The organism is Corynebacterium sp. BF-R-2, from assembly GCF_024586525.1.
Classification (GTDB): Bacteria; Actinomycetota; Actinomycetes; order Mycobacteriales; family Mycobacteriaceae; genus Corynebacterium; species Corynebacterium singulare.
Genome location: NZ_JAMFTP010000008.1, coordinates 60390 through 83232, shown reverse-complemented (window position 1 = coordinate 83232; position 22843 = coordinate 60390). Strand labels below are relative to the sequence as shown.

The 22843-nt window shown below is 63.1% G+C and carries 19 protein-coding genes; 13 read left to right on the top strand and 6 right to left on the bottom strand.

Going from position 1 to position 22843, the window contains the following annotated elements:
• Positions 1–107 precede the first annotated feature (107 nt).
• The 4 genes from M5J09_RS07010 (at position 108) to M5J09_RS06995 (ending at position 3688) form a co-directional block, all read left to right on the top strand.
• Entirely contained in the window at positions 108–722 is a 615-nt protein-coding gene (locus tag M5J09_RS07010) for a single-stranded DNA-binding protein (RefSeq protein WP_042532042.1), read from the top strand.
• 84 nt (positions 723–806) lie between these two features.
• Positions 807–2477 (top strand): energy-dependent translational throttle protein EttA, encoded by a 1671-nt coding sequence (ettA, locus tag M5J09_RS07005; protein ID WP_070538619.1) that lies wholly within the window; start codon positions 807–809, stop codon positions 2475–2477.
• A 65-nt stretch (positions 2478–2542) separates the two neighbouring features.
• Positions 2543–3004, top strand: a complete 462-nt coding sequence (locus M5J09_RS07000; protein ID WP_257157395.1) for a thioesterase family protein — start codon at positions 2543–2545, stop codon at positions 3002–3004.
• A 3-nt stretch (positions 3005–3007) separates the two neighbouring features.
• Positions 3008–3688: a hypothetical protein gene (locus M5J09_RS06995; RefSeq protein ID WP_042532036.1), complete on the top strand. Its 681-nt coding sequence runs from the start codon at positions 3008–3010 to the stop codon at positions 3686–3688.
• A gap of 24 nt (positions 3689–3712) precedes the next feature.
• Here the strand turns inward: M5J09_RS06995 and chrA are convergent, their stop codons facing one another.
• Entirely contained in the window at positions 3713–4873 is a 1161-nt protein-coding gene (gene chrA / locus M5J09_RS06990; protein WP_144791051.1) for a chromate efflux transporter, read from the bottom strand.
• Between the two features lie 128 nt (positions 4874–5001).
• Here chrA and ald point away from each other — a divergent pair, with 128 nt between their 5' ends.
• Positions 5002–6084 carry an alanine dehydrogenase gene (gene ald, locus M5J09_RS06985; RefSeq protein ID WP_257157394.1) on the top strand — a complete coding sequence of 361 codons (1083 nt, stop codon included), beginning with the start codon at positions 5002–5004 and terminating at the stop codon, positions 6082–6084.
• Here ald and M5J09_RS06980 read toward each other — a convergent pair.
• Together M5J09_RS06980 and M5J09_RS06975 are read right to left on the bottom strand one after the other, a co-directional pair.
• On the bottom strand, positions 6081–6470 hold the full coding sequence (locus M5J09_RS06980) for a globin (protein ID WP_257157393.1): 390 nt from the start codon (positions 6468–6470) through the stop codon (positions 6081–6083). The two genes, ald and M5J09_RS06980, sit on opposite strands and share 4 nt — an antisense overlap.
• Before the next feature lie 2 nt (positions 6471–6472).
• Positions 6473–7486, bottom strand: coding sequence for a mechanosensitive ion channel family protein (locus tag M5J09_RS06975; protein WP_374982108.1), 1014 nt, complete (start codon positions 7484–7486; stop codon positions 6473–6475).
• A 126-nt stretch (positions 7487–7612) separates the two neighbouring features.
• Between M5J09_RS06975 and M5J09_RS06970 the strand changes: the two genes are divergently transcribed.
• The gene (locus M5J09_RS06970) at positions 7613–8773 is read left to right on the top strand and encodes a cystathionine gamma-synthase (protein WP_257157392.1); all 1161 of its coding nucleotides are present in this window, start codon (positions 7613–7615) and stop codon (positions 8771–8773) included.
• Positions 8774–8804: 31 nt separating this feature from the next.
• On the opposite strand, the gene M5J09_RS06965 is transcribed toward M5J09_RS06970, so the two are convergent.
• Complete coding sequence (locus M5J09_RS06965; protein WP_257157391.1) at positions 8805–10679, bottom strand: FAD/NAD(P)-binding protein; 1875 nt, start codon at positions 10677–10679, stop codon at positions 8805–8807.
• Between the two features lie 111 nt (positions 10680–10790).
• Here M5J09_RS06965 and M5J09_RS06960 point away from each other — a divergent pair, with 111 nt between their 5' ends.
• From M5J09_RS06960 to M5J09_RS06930, 7 genes are read left to right on the top strand one after another with little or no spacing between them, the layout of a single operon-like run.
• Positions 10791–12449, top strand: coding sequence for a TIGR04028 family ABC transporter substrate-binding protein (locus M5J09_RS06960; RefSeq protein WP_257157390.1), 1659 nt, complete (start codon positions 10791–10793; stop codon positions 12447–12449).
• Positions 12450–13457, top strand: a complete 1008-nt coding sequence (locus tag M5J09_RS06955; RefSeq protein ID WP_257157389.1) for an ABC transporter permease — start codon at positions 12450–12452, stop codon at positions 13455–13457.
• A complete protein-coding gene (locus tag M5J09_RS06950) occupies positions 13454–14308 on the top strand; it encodes an ABC transporter permease (RefSeq protein ID WP_257157388.1) in 855 nt (284 codons plus the stop codon). Before M5J09_RS06955 ends, M5J09_RS06950 begins: the two co-directional genes overlap by 4 nt.
• A gap of 1 nt (position 14309) precedes the next feature.
• Positions 14310–15947 (top strand): ABC transporter ATP-binding protein, encoded by a 1638-nt coding sequence (locus M5J09_RS06945; RefSeq protein WP_257157387.1) that lies wholly within the window; start codon positions 14310–14312, stop codon positions 15945–15947.
• A 27-nt stretch (positions 15948–15974) separates the two neighbouring features.
• On the top strand, positions 15975–17159 hold the full coding sequence (locus M5J09_RS06940) for an alkylhydroperoxidase domain protein (RefSeq protein ID WP_257157386.1): 1185 nt from the start codon (positions 15975–15977) through the stop codon (positions 17157–17159).
• 17 nt (positions 17160–17176) lie between these two features.
• Positions 17177–17857: an SDR family oxidoreductase gene (locus M5J09_RS06935; RefSeq protein ID WP_257157385.1), complete on the top strand. Its 681-nt coding sequence runs from the start codon at positions 17177–17179 to the stop codon at positions 17855–17857.
• Between the two features lie 50 nt (positions 17858–17907).
• Entirely contained in the window at positions 17908–18654 is a 747-nt protein-coding gene (locus tag M5J09_RS06930) for a GntR family transcriptional regulator (protein WP_257157384.1), read from the top strand.
• A gap of 338 nt (positions 18655–18992) precedes the next feature.
• Here M5J09_RS06930 and M5J09_RS06925 read toward each other — a convergent pair whose 3' ends face one another.
• Positions 18993–20159, bottom strand: coding sequence for an HNH endonuclease signature motif containing protein (locus M5J09_RS06925; protein ID WP_257157383.1), 1167 nt, complete (start codon positions 20157–20159; stop codon positions 18993–18995).
• Between the two features lie 75 nt (positions 20160–20234).
• On the bottom strand, positions 20235–22775 hold the full coding sequence (pepN, locus tag M5J09_RS06920; protein ID WP_257157382.1) for an aminopeptidase N: 2541 nt from the start codon (positions 22773–22775) through the stop codon (positions 20235–20237).
• Positions 22776–22843: the final 68 nt, after the last annotated feature.

The window sequence follows — 22843 nt, the reverse complement described above, 5'->3', positions numbered from 1 at the left end:
ACGGGCGGGGCATTGCGCGGCATGTGTGCGGTGGCAAAGATGCGAATCAAGGGAGGTGAAACGCCTCCTCGCACACAGAGTTACCACAGCATGTAAGGACACCCGCAATGTCGCAATATCCCATTTCTCTTACCGGACGCCTCACTAGTGATCCGCACCTGACCAAAATCAGCGAGACTATGTATAAGACTCGCTTCCGCATCGCCTCCTCCCGCAGCGTTCCGGAGGTTACCGATGAAGGCAAGACCATATGGCGCGAACTCGACCTCAACTTCATCGACGCCGAGGTCTGGGGCCAGTGCGCCATTAACGTCAAGAAATCTCTGCGAAGGGGCATGCCCATCTTTGTTATGGGGTCCATCGTCACAGACCAGTGGACTGACCAACATGGCGGGCGGCGCTCCAAAACCTACATTAAGGCTGCGCACGTTGGCCTTGACCTCAATCGCTACTTCGTCACCTCCGTGAAGGTTGGTACCGCATTCGGTGAGGATGGCGAAGAACAGCTGTGGCTGGGGGAGAACCCACCGGTGCCGGATGTGGATAACACGGCGTCGGAAAGCACTGCGGCATCAGAACAGCCCATGGAGCCCGCACCGGATGAGCCGATGCCCACCGCGCTGCAACCCGGTGAGGACTCACCACTCGACACGGCCGCTGACCGCCACCACGCGCTGAACACGGCCGAAGAGATTCCCGAGCCGGAGGAAGTCATGGCCTAAACAAGGGCGGAACACCGCCGTCGCCCATGTGATGTAGTCTTTGTACTGTTATTTACCAATCCTGACAGAAGCAAAGGGTGAAACATGGGCGAGTTCATCTACACGATGAAAAACGTGCGCAAGGCCATTGGTGACAAGGTCATTTTGGACAACGTCACCATGGCCTTCTACCCAGGAGCCAAGATTGGCGTCGTGGGCCCCAACGGTGCAGGTAAGTCCTCGATCCTGAAGATTATGGCCGGCCTCGATCAGCCCTCCAATGGTGAGGCTTTCATCGACCCGGGTAAGACCGTCGGCATCCTCCTTCAGGAGCCGCCGCTCAACGAGGAGAAGACGGTCCGTGAGAATGTCGAGGAAGGCCTCGGTGAGATCTTCGAGAAGAAGCAGCGCTTCGAGCAGATCGCGGAAGAAATGGCCACCAACTACTCCGATGAGCTCATGGAAGAGATGGGCAAGCTGCAGGAGGAGCTTGACCACGCCGACGCGTGGGAGGTTGACTCCAAGATTGAGCAGGCCATGGAGGCCCTACGCTGCCCGCCGTCTGATGACCCGGTGACCAATCTCTCCGGTGGTGAGCGCCGCCGCGTGGCGTTGGCGAAGCTGCTGCTGAGCGAGCCGGACCTGCTGCTTCTCGACGAGCCCACGAACCACCTCGACGCCGAGTCCGTCCAGTGGCTGGAGAAGCACCTCGAGTCCTACCCGGGTGCCGTCCTGGCCGTGACGCACGACCGCTACTTCCTCGACCACGTCGCGGGCTGGATCTGTGAGGTTGACCGCGGCAAGCTCTACCCGTACGAGGGCAACTACTCCACCTACCTCGAGAAGAAGGCAGAGCGCCTCGAGGTTGCTGGCGCCAAGGACAAGAAGTTGCAGAAGCGCCTGAAGGACGAACTCGCATGGGTTCGCTCCGGTGCGAAGGCCCGCCAGGCCAAGAACAAGGCTCGTCTCCAGCGCTACGAGGAAATGGCAGCTGAGGCCGAGCAGTACAAGAAGCTCGACTTTGAAGAAATCCAGATTCCGACCCCGCCGCGTCTGGGCAACAAGGTCGTTGAGGTCAAGGACCTGGTTAAGGGCTTTGACGGCCGCGTGCTTATCAAGGACCTCTCCTTCACCTTGCCGCGCAACGGCATCGTCGGCGTAATTGGCCCGAACGGTGTGGGTAAGTCCACCCTGTTCAAGACCATCGTCGGACTTGAGCAGCCGGATTCCGGCTCCGTCGACGTCGGTGAGACCGTCAAGCTCTCCTACGTGGACCAGGGCCGTGAAAACATTGATCCTGAGTCCACCGTGTGGGAGGTTGTCTCCGGCGGCTTGGACTACATCCACGTTGGCCAGAATGAGATGCCGTCCCGCGCCTACCTCTCCGCCTTCGGATTTAAGGGCCCAGACCAGCAGAAGCCGTCCAAGGTGCTCTCCGGTGGTGAGCGCAACCGCCTGAACCTGGCGCTGACGCTGAAGGAGGGCGGCAACCTGATCCTCCTCGATGAGCCGACGAACGACCTTGACGTCGAAACCCTCGGCTCCCTGGAAAACGCCCTGGAGAAGTTCCCGGGCTGTGCGGTGGTCATTTCTCACGACCGCTGGTTCCTGGACCGCACCTGTACCCACATTTTGGCCTGGGAGGGCAACGTTGCCGAGGGCCAGTGGTTCTGGTTCGAGGGTAACTTCGGTGATTATGAGAAGAACAAGGTTGAACGCCTCGGTGAAGAGGCGGCCCGTCCGTCTCGCGTTACCCACCGCAAGCTAAGCCGCTAACTGCTCGAGGGGATGGTGTCATCCCCGTTACCAACGCTGAGGTCAACCTCAGGAAGGATCCTGGAATGTCTGCTCAACATGTTGTGTCGGAGGAAACCACGGATAATGTCCACGCGCTCACCGTTGGTGTGCGCTGGTCAGATTTTGACATGTATGGCCACATGATGAACGCCAACTTCATTGAGCTGGCGCAGGAGGCGCGCTTGGCGTTTGCCATGCACAACTTCTACTCGCGCGGGGTCAACATGGTGGCCTTCGTCCGCCACATCGAGGCCGACTATGTTCGCCCCCTCAAGTGGGATGGGCGCCACGGCACCGTGACGGTGGAGACCACTGTGGTGCGCCTCGGCAGCACGTCCTTCACCACCCGCCAGAAGGTCAAGGATTCCCAGGGCAACGTTGCCTGCGTCATTGACTGCGTACAGGTCACCATGGACCCGGAGACCCAGAAGCCGCGCGAGGTCACTGAGGAGGAGCGCGCCATTATCCTCGAGCACGCGCTCGTGGAACTCGACGAGAACGCCTAGGCCATGGACGGCGAAACGCTCGAACTGCGGGGCAGTGGGGTAGGGCTGCGGGCCCTCCTTGTCCGCGCGACGGGGCTTGATGCCTCAGCGTCGGTGCGTCTGCGTCAGCATGACAGTACCCATGTCGAGGTGTTTGTGACCACCCCGTTTGAGGTCGTGGCCTCCCGCCGCGTCGAAGGCGCGGTGGGCAGGGACGGTGCGGTGGTCTCAGCGCAGGTGCTTCTCGACGCCCTCCATACCGCCCCCGACCCCGAACTCACCGGTTCCCCCGTGGTGCTGAAGCTGGGACCTGCCCGCGACCCCTCATGGCCGGGCGCCCTGCCGCCGGCCGAGGGCTTTCGGGAAATCGACTCGCTGCCCGTCGGTGTCGTCCGCGAACTCGCGGACCAAGGACAGCAGCTGGCCCGGCAGTTCTCCGGCCCCATGGGTCCGCCAAGCAGCCTGCTGAACCAGACCGTCATCACGGTTGAGAGCACTCCGGGCGAGGAATCGGAGGTGGCTGCGCAGCAGGTAGAAATCCCCATGCGCATGATTTTCGCCTGCACCAATCTTGGGCTTATCCCTGGCTTCGCCGCTCCCATGGACGTGCCGCGCCACCTGCGCGTGGCCGGCAAGGGACGTTGGGTGCGCGTCGATGCGCCGTTCGGCAGCGTCTACCACTCGACGCGCTTGTCCTTGTTCTAGCGCTGTAGCGCTGCACCTGGAGCGTTACAGCAGCACCGCGCCCGCCAAGGCCGCGCCCACCGCGACGGTCCACGGCGGCGCCTTGAAAAACAATGCCGCCCCCGCGGCCACTGCAATAAGCCCGGAGGCCCAGCCGGTGACACCGTGGGTAATGATCGGATCCCACAGTGCAGCGACCAGCAGTCCAATGACGGCCGCGCTGACGGCAGCAAACGCGCTGCGTAGCCACTCCAGGTGGTTCCAGCGGGCCCACAAGTGCAGCGCCGCCAGCGTCAGCAAAGCTCCCGGCAGGAAGATAAGCACCGTGCCGAGGATCGCGCCGCCGAGACCGCCGTCGACCGCGCCGAGGTAGGAAGCGAAGGTGAACAGCGGGCCCGGCACACCCTGTGCCACTGAGTAGCCGGCCAAGAACTCCTGTTGGCTTAGCCACCCCGCGCCCACGAACTGATCCTCAAGAAGCGGCAACACCACGTGCCCGCCACCGAAGACCAAAGCACCGGATTGGTAGAAGGCGTTGGCGCGGGTAAGGAGGTAGGAATCGCTGACCTGTGCCGCCGCAGCCAATCCACCCAAGAGGAGGAAGAACGCCGCTAGGCAGCCCCACGCCAGGCCGGCTGGAACGCTGCGCAGGCCACTGTCAATATCGGGGGCAGTGGTGACCGCCAAGAACCGGCGCAGTACCGTTGCGCCAAGCACGCCGGCGACGGCCAGCACTGCGAGCTGCCAGGCCGATCCGGCCACGAGTAGCACCCCAGAACTGATGAGGGCGAGGGCCCAGGCGGTGGGCGTCGATAAGAGCTTCTTGGCCATCCCCACAATCGCATGCACCACCACGCCCGCCGCCGCGGCGAGCAGTCCATCGAGCCACCCCACACCGCTGCTCGGCACCACGATGAGGCCAAACAGCGTGAGGATGAGTGCCGACGGGAAGGTAAACAGGAACCAGGAATACGCCATGCCGGCCAGGCCCGCGCGGCCATAGCCCAGCGCCATACCCACCTTGGAACTTGCCGGGCCGGGCAGGAACTGCGACATCGCCACCAAGTCCGCGTAGGAGGAGTCACTCAGCCAACCCCGGCGGCTGACAAACTCCGTGCGGAAGTATCCTAGGTGAGCCGCAGGCCCCCCGAAAGCGGTCCATCCCAGCGGGAGAAAGGAACGGCGAACGTCGCGCATAGTGCTCATTGGCAGCATCCTAACGCCTAATGGGGGAGGCCGCGACGTGAAAAATGAATCACGCCGTCACACCGTAGTGTTCTGCGTTACGCTGACGGTGGACCCATTAATTTTTTGTCTCCAAAGGAGTCTGCCTCATGCGTATTGCAGCACCTAAAGAAATCATGAACAACGAGAACCGCGTGGCTCTTACTCCCAGCGCTGTCCAGACGTTGGTGAAGGACGGCCATGAGGTCCTCGTGGAGACTGGTGCCGGCGTCGGCGCGTCCTTCCCGGATGAGCTCTACGAGGAGGCCGGCGCTACCATCGTGGCCACCGCTGAGGAGGCGTGGGCTGCGGACATGGTGGTCAAGGTTAAGGAGCCGCTCGAGCCTGAGTACGGCTTCTTGCGTGATGACCTCCTCCTTTTCACCTACCTGCACCTGGCAGCGGATCGTCCGCTGACGGAGGCCCTCATGAAGGCAGGTACCACCGCCGTGGCCTATGAGACCGTCACCGATGCCCGCGGCACCCTGCCGCTTCTGACCCCGATGTCCCAGGTCGCTGGCCGTCTGGCCGTGATTGAAGGCACCCACCACCTGCTGTCCACCCAGGGTGGCCGCGGTGTGCTGGCTCCCGGTGTGCCGGGCACCCAGCCGGCGCGCGTCGTGGTTATCGGTGGTGGCCAGGTCGGTGCGTCCGCTGTGGCGATGGCCCACGGCCTGCGCGCGGAAGTTACCGTGCTCGACCTTGACCCGCACGTGCTGCAGCGCTTCGATGACCAGTACCAGGGCACCGTGCGCACCATCGTCTCCGATCCGGCTGCGTTGGAAGCAGAGCTTCTTGACGCCGACCTCGTCATCGGCGCTGTCCTCGTGCCGGGTGCTGCGGCACCGAAGCTGGTGCGTGAGGACGTCGTCAAGCGCATGAAGAAGGGCGCTGTGCTTGTCGACGTTGCCATTGACCAAGGCGGCTGCTTCGAGAACTCCCACAAGACCTCACACGACGAGCCCACCTTTAAGGTCCACGACACTCTCTTCTACTGCGTGGCCAACATGCCAGGCGCGGTGGCCAACACCTCCACCCGTGCTCTCGGCTCGGCCACCCTGCCGTACATGCGCGCGCTGGCTGCCAGCGGCTACGAGGGCGCTATTGAGCGCTTCCCGGGCTTGGCCAACGGCCTCATGACCCGCAACGGCGGGCTGGTCCACCAGCCGGTCAAGGACGCCCTCGGCCTCTAAGGGGCGCGGTTGATGAGCATCGCCGCCACCCGCTCCATGTGATCCCAGATCATGGAGCGGTAGGCCGGCGGGATGGTCGCCTCATCAATCTGTGCCAGGGAGTTTCCCATGAGCTCCAGCCAGCGATCATGGGCAGCCATGTCGATGGGGTAGGGGGCGTGCCTCATCCGCAGGCGCGGGTGCCCGCGGTTCTCAGAAAAGAGCTGCGGTCCGCCCCAGTACTGCACGAGGAACCACAGCAGCCGCTGTTCCGCGCCGTCCCAATCCTGGTCCGGGTACATGGGGCCGATGACGTCATCAGTGCGCACTTGGGCGTAGAAGCCTCCGACAAGCTTCTCAAAGGTTTCCATCCCGCCGATGGCCTCGTACACACTGCTGGGTTGCATAGTTAGTTGTCCTTTCGCGTCAGGCCGTTTCCTGAACCCGATTCTTCCATGTCGAAGATAGCCATCCCGCGCGGGTAGGGGGTCGCGATACCCTCAGCATGCATGGCGGTGAGGATTTTCGCCTGCATGGCACGCTGAACATCCCATTGCTTGCCCGGTAGCGTCTTGACGGATACACGGTAGGACATGTGGTCGACCTCAAGGCCAGACATGCCGTTGACGGTAGGCTCGGCCAGGATGTCAGGCTGGATGGTGGGGTCGTGGGAGGCGTCGGCAGCAGCGGCGTTGATGACGTTATACGCCTTGTCCGGATCGTTGCTGAGCGCCACCGGAACCTGGATGCGGGCGACTGAGTAACGGTCGGAGTGGTTGGCCACCTGCAGGATCTCACCGTTGCGGACGTACCACAGCGCGCCGTCGATATCCCGGACGGTGGTGATGCGTAGCGAAATGGACTCCACATCACCAAAAACGCCGTTGCCCAAATCAATGGTGTCGCCGATGCCGTACTGGTCCTCCATGAGCATGAAGATGCCGGACAGGAAGTCCTTGACCAGAGCTTGGGCGCCGAAGCCGAGGGCCACACCGACAACACCGGCGGAGGCTACGAGTGGGGCGACGTTAACGCCGAGCTTGTCCAAGATGGCTAGCGCAGCCCAGACCCACACAAAGATGGACACGGCGGAGCGGCCCACTCCTGACAGGGTCTGGATGCGGGACACGCGCCGAGCCTCGTTGGTGGCGGCTAGGGCCTTGTCGGTTTTCACCGGCTTGCGTTGTGACAGGGGCGAGCTCAGCTTTCCCTTCTTGATGCTGTTGTCCGCCAGTTTGGTGATGAGGCGGCGCAGCAGCCAATTGCCGATGACGGCGACGATGAGGATGAGCATTATGCCGATGGGCTTATCGACGAGCCAGGAGCGCATATCCTCGCTCTGCCACCACTGGGTGACGGTATCGACGGCCTCGCCGGACTTGTCGGTTGCGACTCCCACAGCCGCGCTAAGAGTAGTCACGATGTCCTTTCCTTCGTTCACGATTGACGCCTTCCGATACTAGATAAGACGTGGGCGGCATTCATACGTGCTGAATATAAACAGGCTGTTACTCTCGCAACTGAACAGCTTGGTCTAGACTGATGTGACATGACTGACAACCGCACTCTTGGCTTTTCTTCACGTTCCATCCATGCCGGTTACCAGCCGGATCCCCACATGGGATCCATCAACGTGCCGATCTACGCTTCCACGACCTTCCAGCAGGATGGTCTCGCGCAGCTGCGCGGTGGCTACGAGTACGGCCGCGTAGCCAACCCCACAGTGCACTCCCTGGAGAAGACCCTCGCGGCACTGGAGAACGCCGCCTATGCCCGCTGTTTTGCCACGGGCATGGCGGCGGTCGATACCCTCATTCGCATCATCGTGCGCCCGGGCGACCACGTGATTCTGGGCAATGATGCCTACGGTGGCATGTATCGCCTGCTTCACCATGACTACGGCGAGTGGGGCGTGGAGCTGTCCATCGTTAATACCGCGGACACCGCGGCTGTTGAGGCGGCGATTAAGGAGAACACGAAGCTTATTTGGCTCGAGACCCCGACCAATCCCGCAACCACTGTCACCGACATCGCCGAGGTGGCGCAGGCGGTCAAAGCGCTGTCCGACGCCCACATCGTCGTCGATAACACCTTCGCCACGCCCTACCTGCAGAACCCGCTGGAGCTGGGAGCGGACCATGTGCTGCACTCCACCACGAAGTACCTGGGCGGCCACTCGGATGTCCTGGGCGGCGCGGTAGTAACCAACTCCGAAGAGATGGATGAGCGCCTGCTCTACTTCCAGGGCAACGTCGGTGCGGTCTCCTCACCTTTTGACGCCTACCTCACCGCCCGCGGGATCAAGACCCTCGAAGTGCGCATGGACCGCCACTGCGCGAACGCGCAGGCGGTGGCCGAGTTCCTAGACTCTCGCCCCGAGGTCAAGAAAGTCCTCTATCCGGGCCTACCCTCGCACCCGGGCCACGAGCTGGCCAAGAAGCAGATGCGTGGCTTCGGCGGGATGATGTCCGTGCGCTTTCACAGTGAGGAGCATGCCCGCCAGGTGTGTCTCAACACCAAGCTCATCTCGCTAGCCGAGTCCCTCGGCGGCGTGGAGTCCCTCATCGAGCACCCACAGAACATGACGCACATCTCCGCTGAGGGCTCCGAGCTGGTCCCGCCGGCAGATCTCGTGCGCATCTCGGTGGGCATCGAGTCCATCGATGACCTGCTCGCCGACCTCGAGCAGGCCCTCGACGCCCTAGCCTAAAACCCTCGCGGCGCTGTTGTAATCGCGCGAGCTAGAGGGTGGCAAGGAGGGAGCCGGCGGTGTGGTCGGTCTCCTGGAGCATGAGCGGGTCCGTGCCCGGCATGGGGGAGATGGTGGTATCCGGCCACTGCGCGTATGTGGGGATGCCGACGATGTGCAGCCTGGGGTCCTCGCTGCCATCGGGGTTGACCACCCGGCGGTTCCACGTCGTCTCCGGGGAGCCCGTGGCCTGGCCGTGGTCAACGAAGGCCCGCACGCGGCCGTTGAGGGAGACCGCGAGCGGATCGGCGGCGCGGCGAACGTCGGGGGAGTGCATCCAGGCGTCGATAAGCCAGGCGGAGGAGGCCTCTCCATGCTGCGTACGCAGCGTGAACTTCTCGCCCACCTCGAGCTGGGGGCGCTCGCCGAGGAAGGTGGCGAGGCCGGCGTCGACAAGCGCGAGCAGCTGGCGCGTGCGGAACAGCGGCGGGCCAGAGCCCACCATCTGGCCGAACGCCATGAACTCCTTGTACGTGCTTGTGCGGGACTCCCACGTCATGCGGCCCTCTGAGCCAGCGATGGACGCGGGCTTGCGGGCGGCGGAAATAGCCCACAGCGCGGACTTGAGCGGAGAATCGGCAGCTGCAACGGCTTCGACGATATCGCGAGCCAGCCCCTCGGCGATGTATTCGGTGAGGTCACCGCCCTTAAAATCAGCGAGCGGGTGCGTCCAGTGCGCCAGATCCAGCGGCTGGGTAGAGGAACCCTCGAGCGCTGTTGTGAGCTGGTCCGCCATGCTGCGCAAGTCCGCGGCGTCGATGGTTGTTGCATCGATCGTGGCGATGATGTCGGTGAGCGGGCGCTGTAGCGCCGCAGGATTGACGCGCGCCTGGTTCTCGTAGTACTCGGCGTAGGCATCGCGCAGAATGTGCGGGAGCAACTGAGTGGAGAAGTTCAGCTCTGAGCCCTGCTTTTCGACGGCCTCCAAGAACCGCACCAACGCCGCCTTCGGTGGCAACGCGTGGTACTCCGACTTTGGGATATACGGGTAGCCGCGACCGGAGGAGATGATGAAGTGTGGCTCGTCGCCGCTCGGCTCATAGCGCAGGCCGGAGCGCGTGGAGGGGTCCTCGACGAACTGGCCGCCGCGGTCGATGGTGAGTAGTGCCATGACGTCGAAGAAGCCCATGCCCAGGCCGCGGACGAGGATCTTCTCGCCGGCCGGAATCTCATTGACCGGCTGCTCGACGGGATTATCCGGGCGCACCCAGTGAAGTCCCGACTGTGCAGCGTCCGCCAGGACGCGCTCGGATTCGTTGAGTGCGGGAACCTGCCAACCGTAGGCGAGGACGGTGGCGTCGGCGGTGATGGTGGAGTCGTCGGAAAGCGCAATGGTGTCCTGGTCCTCCCCAGAGTCGATGGACACCGCGCGGGCGCGGTGCTGGACTACCTCAACGCTGTCTGGGAGCTGTGCGAGCGCAACCTCGTACACCCACTCCAGGTAGGCGCCGTACAGCGCACGCGAGGGGTTGGACTCCGGACGGGTCTGCGCGAGCTCCTCGGCAAAGGAGGAGGCGAGGTCGGGGTGGGGTGGGTGGGCGTCGTACAGCGCGAGCTTTGCCGGAGACAGGTCGGGGCGCTCGCCGCGCAGGAGCTGAATCCACTCGTAGAGAATGGGACCCTCCAGCACCGGGGCAGTAGTGGTGGAGCCGGGCTCGGTAAAGAGGGTGACCGCGCCGGCAAGCGTGTTCATGCACAGCGTGCGGGTCTGCTCGGTATCCCAGATGCGGCCGGCGCCGAGCGGGGCGTCGTCGATGATGTGCAGCGTCAGTCCTGACGCAAGGGGAGTGGCGCGCAGGTGTGCTGCCAGGCGCTCAACCAGCGAGATGCCGCGTGGGCCGGCACCGACGATGGCGATGGAGGGCATAATAATCAAACCTCAATTTTTAGACTGTGCTGTCTAGTGGAATAATACCGGTCGGTATGCGTTGTGTTAAATCCGAACGCACGTCAACGATCTATCTTGAAAGCTCTTACCGTGAAAACTCTACGCGCACTAGCCGCCACCGTGGCCGCAGGTTTAGCTGCTTCGCTCGGCGCCTGCTCAGCCACGGACCGGCCAGCGGGAGAGGAGAACATCCTCACCTATCTCGAGCCGCAATTTTTCCGAACGCTCTATCCGCCCGCGGCTGGCTTTTACCCCAACGGCGGCGTGGTCAACCAACTGACTGACCGCCTCCTTTACCAGGACCCGGAGACCCTTGAGCTCTCCCCGTGGATTGCCACGGATATGCCCGAGGTCAACGAGGATGCCACTGAGTACACTTTCGATATCCGCACGGACGTCACCTACTCGGACGGCTCTCCGCTCACCGCGGAGAACGTCGTGGCCAACTTCGACCTGTTCGGTCGCGGCGACAAGTCCCGCACGCTGACCAGTTCCGAGCAGATTGCAAACTATGACCGCGGCGAGGTCGTGGACGAGGACACCGTGAAGTTCTACTTCACCAAACCTTCCCCGGGCTTCCTCCAGGCCACGTCGGCCTATAACGCCGGCTTGGTGTCCGATTCGACACTCGAGCTCGACAACGAAGGCTTCGGCCCCGGCAATGCGGTCAACGTCATTGGTTCCGGGCCTTTCGTGGTGGAATCGGAGTCCATTGGCACCGACCTCATCCTGAAAGCCCGCGAGGATTATGACTGGGCGCCGCCCGCCGTTAAACACCAGGGCCGCGCGGCTATCGACGGCATCCACTACATCCTCGCCGCCGAAGAGTCCGTGCGCACCGGCGCGATTGTTTCCGGCCAGGCCGATATTGCCCGCCAGATTTCCGCCCCGCAGGAATCGCTGCTTGAAGAGCAGGGCATTAACATTGTCTCGCGCGGTACGAACTCGATGAACAACCAGTTCGCCTTCCGCTTCGACCACCCGCTGCTTCAGGATAAGCGCGTCCGCGAGGCGATTATCCACGGCGTCGACCGCGAGGAAATCCTGCGCGTGCTCTTCTCCGATTCTTACCCGCTGGCCACCTCGACCGTGGCGCAGACCGGTCTGGCCTACAAGGACCAGTCCGCGGCTTACACCTTTGATCCGGAGGAATCGCGCAGGCTTCTCGACGAAGCCGGATGGGAGCCGGGCCCGGACGGCATCCGCGTCAAGGATGGAAAGCGCCTGAGCCTGCGCACCAACACAGCCTTGCCGCAGCCGCGCTCCAAGGAGGTCATGACAATGGTTCAGGACCAGCTGCGCGGCATCGGCATTGACATTCAGGTCAACGCCGGTGACCAGGCCACGCAGAACGCAGACTCCAAGGACATCACCAAGGTGCAGATGTACCACTCGATGGTTGGCCGCGCGGACTACGACGTCATCACCTCCTTCTATGGCATCAACAATCGCGATGCCTTCCTCAATCAGGATGAGGAGGGCAACCCCATCGACGCCCACCTGCAGCAGCTTCTCGACGCCGTCCTCGACACCCCCGATACCCAAGGCCGAGTCAAGGCCACGGAGAAGGTTCAGGACTACATCACCGAGCAGGCCTACGCCTTGCCGCTTTTTGAGGAACCCGTGGTCTACGCCGTGCGCCCAGAGGTGTCGGGCTTTAGCCCGGAGTCGGTCGCGCGACCGTGGTTCTACGAGGTCAGCATCGACGCCGAGCCGCAGGGCGCGGCAAAGAATGAGGAGGAGGAATAGATGACTGCCCGCCAGATTCTCAGCCGCATCGGTCAAGCGCTCATCGTGCTGCTTATTACCTACACCGTGGCCTTCTTCCTCCTCTCGGCGCTGCCGTCGGATGCAGTGCAGTCGCGCTTCGGTGACCCGGCCCTGGGCCTGTCCCAGGCGGAGATTGACGCTATTCGGGAGGAGATGGGCGTCGACAAGCCGCTCATGGTGCAGTACTTCACTGCCCTCGGTGGCTTCCTTACCGGCAGCTTTGGTAACTCCACGCAGTCGGGTGCGCCGGTGGCTACGCTCATTGCCGACGCCCTCCCCCACACCCTCATCCTCGCCGCCTGCGCCATCGGCCTGGCCATCATCGTGGCTGTGCTCGTGGCCTTTCTGGCAACGCTTCCGGGCTTGGGTGGTATCGCGAACTTCTTCCGCGGCCTGCCGTCCCTCATGGTCTCGCTGCCCGGATTCTGGATCGGTATCTTGCTCATCCAGGTTTTTTCCTTCCAGCTCGGCTGGGTGCGCATCATTGAGCCTGGCAGCGTGGAAGGACTAATCTTGCCCACGCTCACGCTGGCCGTGCCGATGACTGCTCCGCTCATCCAGGTGCTGATCCGCTCCATTGATGAGACGCAGTCGCGCCCCTTTGTCCAAGCGGTGCGGGCGCGTGGTGCCTCGGAGTCGTGGATCTTCTGGCTCACCATCCTGCGTAACTCGCTGCTGCCCACGTTGACCATGGCGGGCCTGCTCTTCGGTGAGCTCGTCGGTGGTGCCGTGGTGACGGAGACCGTCTTCGGCCGCACAGGGTTGGGTTACATGACAGCTCAGGCCGTGGCTAACCGCGATACCCCAGTTCTTTTGGCCGTGGTACTCATTGCCGCGACCTCCTACATCATCATCAACCTCGTCGTGGACCTTCTCTACCCGGTGCTCGACCCGCGCCTGCGCGCGAAACCCTCTGACCGCAAGGCTTCCCGCACACCCGCCGCAGCCCCGACTGCCAGCTCTGAAGAAAGGACCGTGCGCTCATGACCCTGATGCACACCAAAGCCCGCCGTGCTCATCGCCGCGCCGCAGCTGGTCAGGGCAACCCCTGGCGGAAACCGGGTTTGATTATTGCCATCGTCATTCTGGCCGTGGCGTTCCTCGCGGCGTTATTCCCCGGCCTGTTTACTTCGGCCGATCCCTACGCCGGCACGGACGTTGCCTTGCTCCCTCCGGGAGAGAACGGCCACCTCATTGGTACCGACGCCGTGGGACGTGACCTCTATGCCCGCGTGGTCTACGGCGCACGCCAGTCTCTGCTTGGTGCGCTGATTGCCGTGGCTGTGGGACTCGTCGTCGGCACGCTCATTGGTCTTTTGGCCGGCTCCCTGCGGGGAGTCGTCGACACCATCCTTATGCGCGTCGTCGACGTTCTGCTCTCCATCCCCGGCATTTTGCTCTCGCTGTCCATCATCATTGTGCTGGGCTTCGGCTCGGTTCAAGCGGCGGTAGCCGTGGGTGCGACCTCCGTGGCTACCTTTGCTCGTCTGGCCCGCTCACAGGTCATCACCGTGGCCAACGCCGAGTACATCGAGGCCGCCTACGGCGCGGGTGCTACCCGCACCACGGTGCTGCTGCGCCACATCTTGCCCAATTCGCTGACCCCGGTCATCGCCCTAGCCACCCTGCAGTTCGGCACCGCCATCCTGCAACTGTCCATCCTGGGCTTCTTGGGCTACGGTGCTCCGCCGCCCACCCCAGAGTGGGGCCTCATTATTGCCGAGGGCCGCGACTTTATGGCCACCGCCTGGTGGCTCATCATCCTGCCCGGCATCGCACTGGTGGCCGTGGTGATGTCCGCCAACCGCTTGTCCCAAAACTTCCCTGTGGAGGCCTAGAATGTCTGATCCCAAAAACTCAGCACAGCCCCTGCTCACCGTGCAGGACCTTAATGTCTCCTACACCACCGCGAAGGGCGATGTTCCCGCCGTCCAGGGCGTCAACGTGGAGGTCCACCCGGGGCAAATGACCGCTATCGTTGGTGAGTCCGGCTCCGGCAAGACCACCTCCGCCATGGCCGCCATCGGCCTGCTCCCGTCGAACGCCACCATCGACGCGGGCACCATCACCTTCGACGGCCGCGACATCACCTCGCTGAGTCGCGGCGAGTGGCGGGATCTGCGTGGTCGACGCATCGGGCTCATCCCGCAGGACCCGAACAACTCCCTCAACCCGCTGAAGACCATCGGTGCCTCGGTGGAAGAGGGGCTCACCATCCACCACGTGGGCAGCGCCGCTGAGCGCAAGGCCCGCGCGCTGGAGCTGCTCGAGCGCGTCGGCATCGATGACCCTGAACGCCGCTACCAGCAGTACCCGCATGAGCTCTCCGGCGGCATGAAGCAGCGCGTGCTCATCGCCGCTGCAGTGGCGTTGGAACCGGACCTCATCATCGCCGATGAACCGACCTCCGCCCTCGACGTCACCGTGCAGAAAATCATCCTCGACCTCCTCGATGACATGCGCGCCGAGCTCGGCATGGGCATCCTCTTCATCACCCACGACCTTGCGGTGGCCGGTGACCGCGCCGACCGCGTTGTCGTTATGGAGGCCGGTCAGCTGCGCGAAGAGGGTCTTGCCGCCACGGTGCTCACCAACCCACACCACGACTACACCAAGCGCCTGCTTGCCGACGCCCCCTCCCTCACCCTCGCCGACGTAGGCACGGTCAGCGCCCGCGCCGCCCTCGGCGACCGCGAGGCGCTCGTGCGCGTCGAAGGCCTCACCCAGCGTTTTGGTGATTTCACTGCCGTTGATGACATCTCCTTCACCGTTGCCAAGGGGTCGACCCACGCGCTGGTGGGCGAGTCCGGCTCCGGCAAGACCACGACCGGGCGCAGCATCGCCATGTTCAACACCCCGACCGAAGGGTCCATCACCGTCGGTGGCCGCGACATCGTTGGTCTGCGCGGAAAACAGCTGCGCGCCGAGCGCAACAACATCCAGCTGGTCTACCAGAACCCCTACGGTTCTTTGGACCCGAAGCAGTCGATTGGGCAGACGGTGGCGGAGCCCTTGCGGAACTTGAAGGGGGCACGTGCAAGCGCAGCAAAGGCTAAGGCTCAGGAGTTCTTGGAACTCGTCGCGCTCAACCCGGACTACTACGACCGCCGTCCGCGCGAGCTCTCCGGCGGCCAGCGCCAACGCGTGGCCATTGCCCGCGCGATGATTGTGGAGCCGGAGCTGGTCATCCTCGACGAGGCTGTCTCCGCCCTCGACGTCACCGTGCAGGCACAGATCCTGCGCCTCCTCGGAAAGCTACAGGAAGAACTCGGCCTGACCTACATTTTCATCTCCCATGACCTGGCCGTGGTCAACCAGATTTCCGACACCGTCTCCGTTCTCTCCCACGGCAAGCAAGTCGAATCCGGGCCCACTGCGGAGGTCTTCAGCAACCCGCAGTCGCCCTTTACCCGCCAGCTCATCGAGGCCATCCCTGGCTCGCGCTACCGCGCCGGCGACCTCAACCTGGGCCTGTAGCCTGGGTGCAAAAAGAAAGGACTACTCATGGCAGACATCATTGACCTGTTGGCCGACGCCGGCGACGTGGCCCAACTGCGCGAGCGCCGCCCGGAAGCCAAAGACAACGCGCAGGCCTCCTTCGCCGCACTCCTTGAACCAGCGGAGCCCGGCACCTTCAGCTACGCAGAGCGCTACGCCATCGCTACCTTCGTGGCAGGCGTTTACCAGGTGCCGCGTGCACAGTCTTTCTACTCCGACTTGCTCGAGGAGGAATCGGAGGAGCTTGCCGCCGAGGTGGCCCGCGCGGTCGAGCGCGGTATCACCACTGGCCCGTACTCCGGTGGAGGCTTCACGCTTTTCAATGGCTCCCCGCGCCTAGCCGCCGCTCTCGACTTCGCCCACCTATTGTCCTTCCACCCCAAGGACGCCTCCCCAGCAGCGATCGGCCACCTGCAGGCGGCTGGCTGGTCCAATGATGACATTGTGACGCTGGGCCAGCTCGTGAGCTTTCTGTCCTTCCAGTTGCGCGTGGCCCACGGCCTGGCCGTTCTGGCCGGCACCGCGCAGCCCGCAGCCGTGACTGAGGCGCCGCGCCCCACCCAGACCCCAGAGTGGGAACCGGGGGAGGGGACGTTGGCGCCGGACGTCGTCAAGCCGCAGCGCTTCGTGGCCCACTCCCTGGGGTGGAAACCGTGGGTGCCACCGCAGCCGAAGGAGGAGTTCACGGACGCGCAGCGCGACGCCCTCATCAAGCCCGAGCGCATCGACATGGAGTACTTCCGCCTGCTGGCTCGCGACCCCGCTGCGCTCAAGGCGCGCACGAAGACTGACCTGGATATCTTCTACAACACCGACGGCGGCCTCGGCCGCGCTGAGCGCGAGCTTGCCGCCACCGTGGTCTCCCGCTTCAACGGCTGCGAGTACTGCGCCTCGGTGCACCAGCAGCGCTCTAAGGAGGAAGGCGGTGACGCTGCGGTGATCGACCGCCTGCTTGAGGAAGGCGTAGACGCTGACCTGGGCACGGAACAGTGGTCCGCCATCCGTGACGCCGCCCTGGCCCTGACTTCCTCGCCTTTCACTTTCGCTGCCTCCCACGTGGAAGGTCTCCGTGAGGCGGGTTTCGATACGCTGGCCATCATCGACGTCATTAACTCCTCGGCGTTCTTCAACTGGGCAAATCGCCTGATGCTGACGCTGGGCGAGCCTGACGTGCCGAAGCGCTTCCGCTGACTAAAGGAGAACCAACAATGACTGAGCTAAAGACTGCCGTTGTTACCGGTGCCACCGGTGGGATGGGCGTGGAGATCATTAAGGACCTTGCGCGAGACCACCGCGTCTTTGCCTTGGGCCGTAGCGCCGCGGATCTGCCGGAGGCGGAGAACATCGTGCCGGTGAGCATCGATTTGCTGGCGCTTCTCGACGGGGCAGCGCTTCCCGGAGAGCTCGCCGACCTGGACCGCGTCGATGTGCTCGTTCACGCCGCCGCGCGGGCCGAGAAGCAGTCGGTGGAGAGCGCTCGCCCGAAGGATTGGCGCGGACAGATGGACCTCAACGTCCACGTTCCGGCGGAGCTGACCCGCCTGCTTCTGCCTGCACTGCGTGCAGCGGAAGGCCTTGCGGTGTTCATCAACTCTGGTGCCGGCATCCACTCTTATGGCGACAACGTCATTTACGCCGCTACGAAGCATGCTCTGTACGCACTTGCTGATGGTCTCCGTCTCGGCGAACTTGGTATCCGCGTGTCCACCGTCGCGCCGGGGCCGACGGATACCCCGATGTTGCAGGGCTTGCAGGATTACAACCCGGAGCACGTCATCGCCCCGGTGGAGGTGGCGAAGGCCATCCGTGCCGCCGTCGATGCTGGCCCAACGACTCAGCTCACCGAGATTCGCGTGCGCCCGCGCATCGAGCTGAACCAGCGGAAGTAGCTTTCTCTCTCGAGATGCGAAAACTGCGGGGCGCTGTACAGTTGTGAGGCGTGTCAAACTCTCAACGCCGCCGCCCCGCCTATTTGGTGATCGCGGATTCGCTGCGGAGCAAGATTGAATCCGGTGAGCTGCAGCCCGGTGACCGTTTCCCCACGGAGAGGGAGCTGGTCCAAGAATATAAGGTTGCACGCATGACCGTGCGCCACGCATTGGACATCGTGCAGATTGAAGGGCTTATCGATCGCAAACGCGGGCGCGCTGGTGGCACGTTTGTGCGCGCCACTCCGCCGGCACTGAGCCTGACGAGCGGGCGCAGCGCCCTCGACCAATTGCGTGAGCATGGCCTCGATGTGGAAGTTCGGGTGCTGTCGCTGACGTTCATTGATGCGCCCGGACACCTTGCTTCCACCTTTGACATTGAGGAGGGTGATTCCGTGTGGGAGTGCCGCACGGTGCAGGTTTCGGCGGGCTCGCCCATCATGGCCTCCACGCTCCTTATCCCACAGGCCTTGGCACCGAGCCTCACGGAAGAGGACGTCCAGAAGCCGCTGACCGAGCTGTTAACAGACCTCGGTCTGGCACCAGTGTTTAAACGCGATTCCCTCGTGGCTGCCACCGCCCGCACGGAGGAACAAAAAGCCCTGGCCGTTGGGCGTAACCAGCCGATCTTGCGCATAACCCGAACCATTAAGGCAGAGGGCGGCGTCGTTGCCGCTCAGCTGGAAGAGACCCTGCGCCCCGATGCTGCCACGGTGGAGGTCGTTATTGGCGAAGACCCCACGCCGACCTTGGATTAGACAGCATAAGTCTGCGCACCAGCATGGGCTGCCATACGTTCATCCCCGCTGGCAATGTGGATGCGCACGATGGGCAACCCGCTAACCACTATCCGGTTGGCGGGTTTCGCTCTTTAAGAGCTTAGGAATCACGCTGTCAATGCCTCTCGGCGGTAGCGATTGGAGCATGGTCGGGGATCACCAAGGTGTCCCGTCAACTTTGCTCTAGTTGGGGGGTAAATTCTTTTTAGGATCGCCGATAGTCCCGTCAACGCTGTGTGGTTGACGGGTTCTTCTATCGGGTGCGCCTTTGGTGCAGGCAATGGGAGCGATTTCTGCGCTTGCAGTGTGGTGGCTGGTCAGCTGCCGTCGGGAGGTGGTTGTTCTGGTGGCTGAGCTGGTGTCGTATCGCTTTGTCTGGATGGTGGGCCTGGGGATTGTGTTGTGGCCGGTGTCTTTGCGGCAGCTTTTTCGGCGTTGAGTCTAGCTACTGCCTCTTGGTATTCCGGCATTGCGGTGATCGGTGCACCCCAGGGCGGGATGAAGGACACTCCGGTATTAAGCCGGTACATGTAGCCGCGCCCGGTAGGTCTTTGTGGGTCATCGTCGTTAATGCCGTTGTGGTAGGCGCACAGGAAGGTCAGGTTCTTGATGTTGGTGTAGCCGCCGGCTTGCCAGGGGATGATGTGGTGGACGTGGCAGTAGTCGGCTGGTTTGTTGCAGCCGGGTCTGGAGCAGGTTTGGGTTTCAGCACAGAGGGTGAGGCGTTGTTTCCAGCTGGCACTGCGTTCTGTGCGGTAGGAGTTAATGGGCCCTTCCACGGGGTGGACGATGGTGGCATACCCGATGGAGGCGAATTGATAGGACAGGAATTCTGCCCCGGTCATGCGTGCACCGTTGGTCAGCTGTAACTCAATCTCGTCGCCGTCGCCGTTGATGATGCGGTCGAATTCGTCCAGCGTCACTACGACTTGGGCATGCACGGCGGGTTTAGTGCCCACACTGCCGGTGACGATGACGGTGCGTGCGGCGTCGAGGAGGTTGTGTTTGTTGACGGATTCGAGGGTGCCGCGGATATCGGCGATGACGGTGGCGTCATCGGTGATTGTCATGGAGTTCGGGCCTTTAGCCCGGTAGGTGAACCTGACACCGGGTTTGGGTGTGCGTTTGCGGCGCAGTTCTTTGAGGCGTGTGGTGGCTACTTCGCGGATTTTGTGGGCGGGTGTGGACGCGAGTTTGATGCGGAGGTTCCAGGCGTCGAGGTCTTTTTTGACTTTGGCGGTGTAGGACTCAATCAGGGAGAGGGTGGCTAGGCTGTGTTTCTGGGTTTGGGCGGCTGCACGGGCTTTGCGTTGTTTGCCGCTAAAGCGGGTGGGGCCGAAGTAGGTGCGGTGCAGGTGGGCTAGTTCTGCGGCGTCAGACGCGTCGGCGCCGAGCGCGCGGAGCTCGTCGGGTGAGCTGGATGCATTCTCCACGAGCGCAATCCCCGAATTGCGAAGGTGGATGTAGGTCTCAATATCCCCCATGGACACAGAGACTAAAACAGCACCCGCAACCCCGCAACCGGAGGAAGAAAGTTCCTGGTTGCGGGGTGAACATGCTTAGCCGCGGTCGACGGCGCGGTTGCGCAGGGCGCGGGCGGTGCGGTCGCGCTGCTCCATCACGGCGCGGCGCAGGCCGCCCGGTAGGTCGCGGGAGAGGAACTCATCGGCGCGGTCGAGGGTCTCCTGGCTGACATCCCAGCGCGGGAACAGCCCAGTCACCGTGGTCAGGGCAATCTCGTTGGACTGTGCGGACCAGATCTTCTCCGCTACATCGAAGAATTCCGCGCTCGGCAGGAGTTCGTCGGAGCCGACAAAGGTCAGGCCGGCTAGCTTCGATTCCAAGTCGCGGTTGCCCAACTCACCAGCGACGATTTCGTCCCATACCGCGCGCTTGTTGTCCTCGGTGTTCACGGCTGCCAGCGCCTTGAGCGAGGCCTGGTAGCCCGTCGCGGTGTTATCGCGCTTAAGCTCGTCGGCTACAGCTGTCATGGCGGCGCCGGCGTGCTCGGGGCCGGTGGCGCTGGCAAGCGAGCCATCCGCAATCAGTGCGGTGAGTGCCTTCCAACGCAGACCTGCATCCGTGGAGGTCTGGAGGAGGTCCTGGAAGAAGGTGCGGGAGGCGTCGTCAAGCGCAATGCCCGCCAGTGCCTGGGTGAAGACGATGGAACGCTCCGCATCGTCGGTGTGGGCTCCGTTGAGGAGGGCGTGAGCAAGCTGCGTGTCCTCCTTGGCCCACTCCGGGTCGGCGTAGGTGGTCTGGGCCGTTGCGGCCTGGGCGAGGATGCGCTCCAGGACCGCGAGCTCAGTCTCCGCCTCAGCACCGCGCGCCACGAGCGCGACGAAATCGCGGGCGCGCATGGATCCCGCACGGGTCATTTCCCACGCGGTGGACCAGCACAGGGTGCGGGCCATGGGATCGGCAAACTTATCGATATTCTCCAACAAGAACTGCAAAGAACCCGCATCCAGATCGATGAGGCAGTAGGTCAGGTCATCGTCGTTGGGAAGGACGAAGGGGACGTCGCAAAGCGCGCGGCCCACAAGCTCCGGAATCTCGGTGGAGGCGCCATCGATATCCATCTCGATGCGCTCGGTGCGCACCACCTTCTCACCCTGTAGAGCGTAGACGCCAACAGCGACGCGGTGTGTGCGCAGAGTATCGCCCGACTGGGTGAGGTGGGCTTGGGTGATGGCCCCGGACTCGTCCGTCTCCAACGCCACGCTGAGCGTGTTCACTCCCGTGGTCTTGAGCCACTGCTGCGCCCAGAAGGACAGATCGCGCCCAGAGGCCTCCTCCAGATGGCGTAGCAAATCCCCAAAGGTGGCATTCGACCACTGGTGCTCCTGGAAGTGGCGGCGAACCCCGGCGAAGAAGTTCTCGCGGCCCACATAGGCCTGCAGCTGCTTGAGCACAGACGCGCCCTTGGCGTACGTGATGCCGTCGAAGTTCTGCTCCACGGTCTCAATATCGGAGGCATCCGTGGAAATCGGGTGCGTGGTGGGCAGCTGATCCTGCTGATACGCCCAGGCCTTCTCTACGTTGGCAAAGGTCACCCACGCGGTGTCATACTCGGTCTCCTCCGCCTGGGAAATGGCGGCGGACCAGGTGGCGAAGGACTCGTTGAGCCACAAATCATCCCACCACTGCATGGTCACCAGGTCACCGAACCACATGTGCGCCAGCTCGTGGAGGATGGTATCCGCGCGGCGCTCGTACTTGTAGTGCGAGGCCTGAGACGTAAACACGTACTCGTCACGGATGGTCACGCAGCCGGCGTTTTCCATCGCCCCGGCGTTGAACTCCGGCACGAAAATCTGGTCATACTTGCCAAAGGGGTAGGCAAATCCGAGGTTGCGGTGGTAAAAATCAAAGCCCTGCTTGGTTTCGGTGAAGATGCGCTCGGCGTCGAGGGAATCCAGCAGCGACGGGCGGCAGTAAATACCCAGCGGCACCTCCACGGATGTAGCAGGCGAACCCTCTGGGTGCTCCGCCAGCGTGCCGGTCCACGAATCCGTCACACCGACGTACGGGCCCGCGCACAGTGCAATCAGGTAGGTCGACAGCGGGTAGTCCACCGTAGCGAACACGGTGTTGCCCTCACGCGTGGTGGGGGAGTTGGTGATGACCGTCCAGTGCTCCGGAACCTCGAAACTTAGCGAATACGTAGCCTTCAGATCCGGCTGGTCAAAGCAGGCAAAGACGCGCTTGGCGTCGGCAGTTTCAAACTGGGTGTAAAGGTAAGTCTCACCGTCTACTGGGTCGACGAAGCGGTGCAGGCCCTCGCCGGTGCGGGAGTAGCGAATTTTCGCCACGACCTTGAGCTCATAGTCCGCGACCTGCAAGCCCGATAGCGGGACACCGTAGGTCGGGTCATAAGCGTTGGTGGGCAGGGGAGCACCGTTGAGGCGAACCTCGAGGAGCTCATCACCGCGCAGGTCAATAAACGTCGAGCCCGCTTTCGTAGCGCGGAACTTCACCACGGTCGTGGAGGTGAAAAACTCCTCTTCGGTGAGGTCGAGGGCGACGTCATAGTGGCTTACCTCCAGCATGGCCGAGCGTTGCTGGGCTTCCTCGCGGGTGAGGTTGATCGAGGTCATGAAGGTTACTCCTCTTCGTCGTTAAGTAAGTCTCTGCACCAGCGTAGTCACACGCCTAGGGTGGGGTG

Excerpts from the sequence above, each read along its gene's own strand:
- M5J09_RS07010 (WP_042532042.1), top strand. The coding sequence starts at position 108 with ATGTCGCAATATCCCATTTCTCTTACCGGACGCCTCACTAGTGATCCG.
- ettA (WP_070538619.1), top strand. The coding sequence starts at position 807 with ATGGGCGAGTTCATCTACACGATGAAAAACGTGCGCAAGGCCATTGGT.
- M5J09_RS07000 (WP_257157395.1), top strand. The coding sequence starts at position 2,543 with ATGTCTGCTCAACATGTTGTGTCGGAGGAAACCACGGATAATGTCCAC.
- M5J09_RS06995 (WP_042532036.1), top strand. The coding sequence starts at position 3,008 with ATGGACGGCGAAACGCTCGAACTGCGGGGCAGTGGGGTAGGGCTGCGG.
- chrA (WP_144791051.1), bottom strand. The coding sequence starts at position 4,873 with ATGAGCACTATGCGCGACGTTCGCCGTTCCTTTCTCCCGCTGGGATGG.
- ald (WP_257157394.1), top strand. The coding sequence starts at position 5,002 with ATGCGTATTGCAGCACCTAAAGAAATCATGAACAACGAGAACCGCGTG.
- M5J09_RS06980 (WP_257157393.1), bottom strand. The coding sequence starts at position 6,470 with ATGCAACCCAGCAGTGTGTACGAGGCCATCGGCGGGATGGAAACCTTT.
- M5J09_RS06970 (WP_257157392.1), top strand. The coding sequence starts at position 7,613 with ATGACTGACAACCGCACTCTTGGCTTTTCTTCACGTTCCATCCATGCC.
- M5J09_RS06965 (WP_257157391.1), bottom strand. The coding sequence starts at position 10,679 with ATGCCCTCCATCGCCATCGTCGGTGCCGGCCCACGCGGCATCTCGCTG.
- M5J09_RS06955 (WP_257157389.1), top strand. The coding sequence starts at position 12,450 with ATGACTGCCCGCCAGATTCTCAGCCGCATCGGTCAAGCGCTCATCGTG.
- M5J09_RS06950 (WP_257157388.1), top strand. The coding sequence starts at position 13,454 with ATGACCCTGATGCACACCAAAGCCCGCCGTGCTCATCGCCGCGCCGCA.
- M5J09_RS06945 (WP_257157387.1), top strand. The coding sequence starts at position 14,310 with ATGTCTGATCCCAAAAACTCAGCACAGCCCCTGCTCACCGTGCAGGAC.
- M5J09_RS06940 (WP_257157386.1), top strand. The coding sequence starts at position 15,975 with ATGGCAGACATCATTGACCTGTTGGCCGACGCCGGCGACGTGGCCCAA.
- M5J09_RS06935 (WP_257157385.1), top strand. The coding sequence starts at position 17,177 with ATGACTGAGCTAAAGACTGCCGTTGTTACCGGTGCCACCGGTGGGATG.
- M5J09_RS06925 (WP_257157383.1), bottom strand. The coding sequence starts at position 20,159 with ATGGGGGATATTGAGACCTACATCCACCTTCGCAATTCGGGGATTGCG.
- pepN (WP_257157382.1), bottom strand. The coding sequence starts at position 22,775 with ATGACCTCGATCAACCTCACCCGCGAGGAAGCCCAGCAACGCTCGGCC.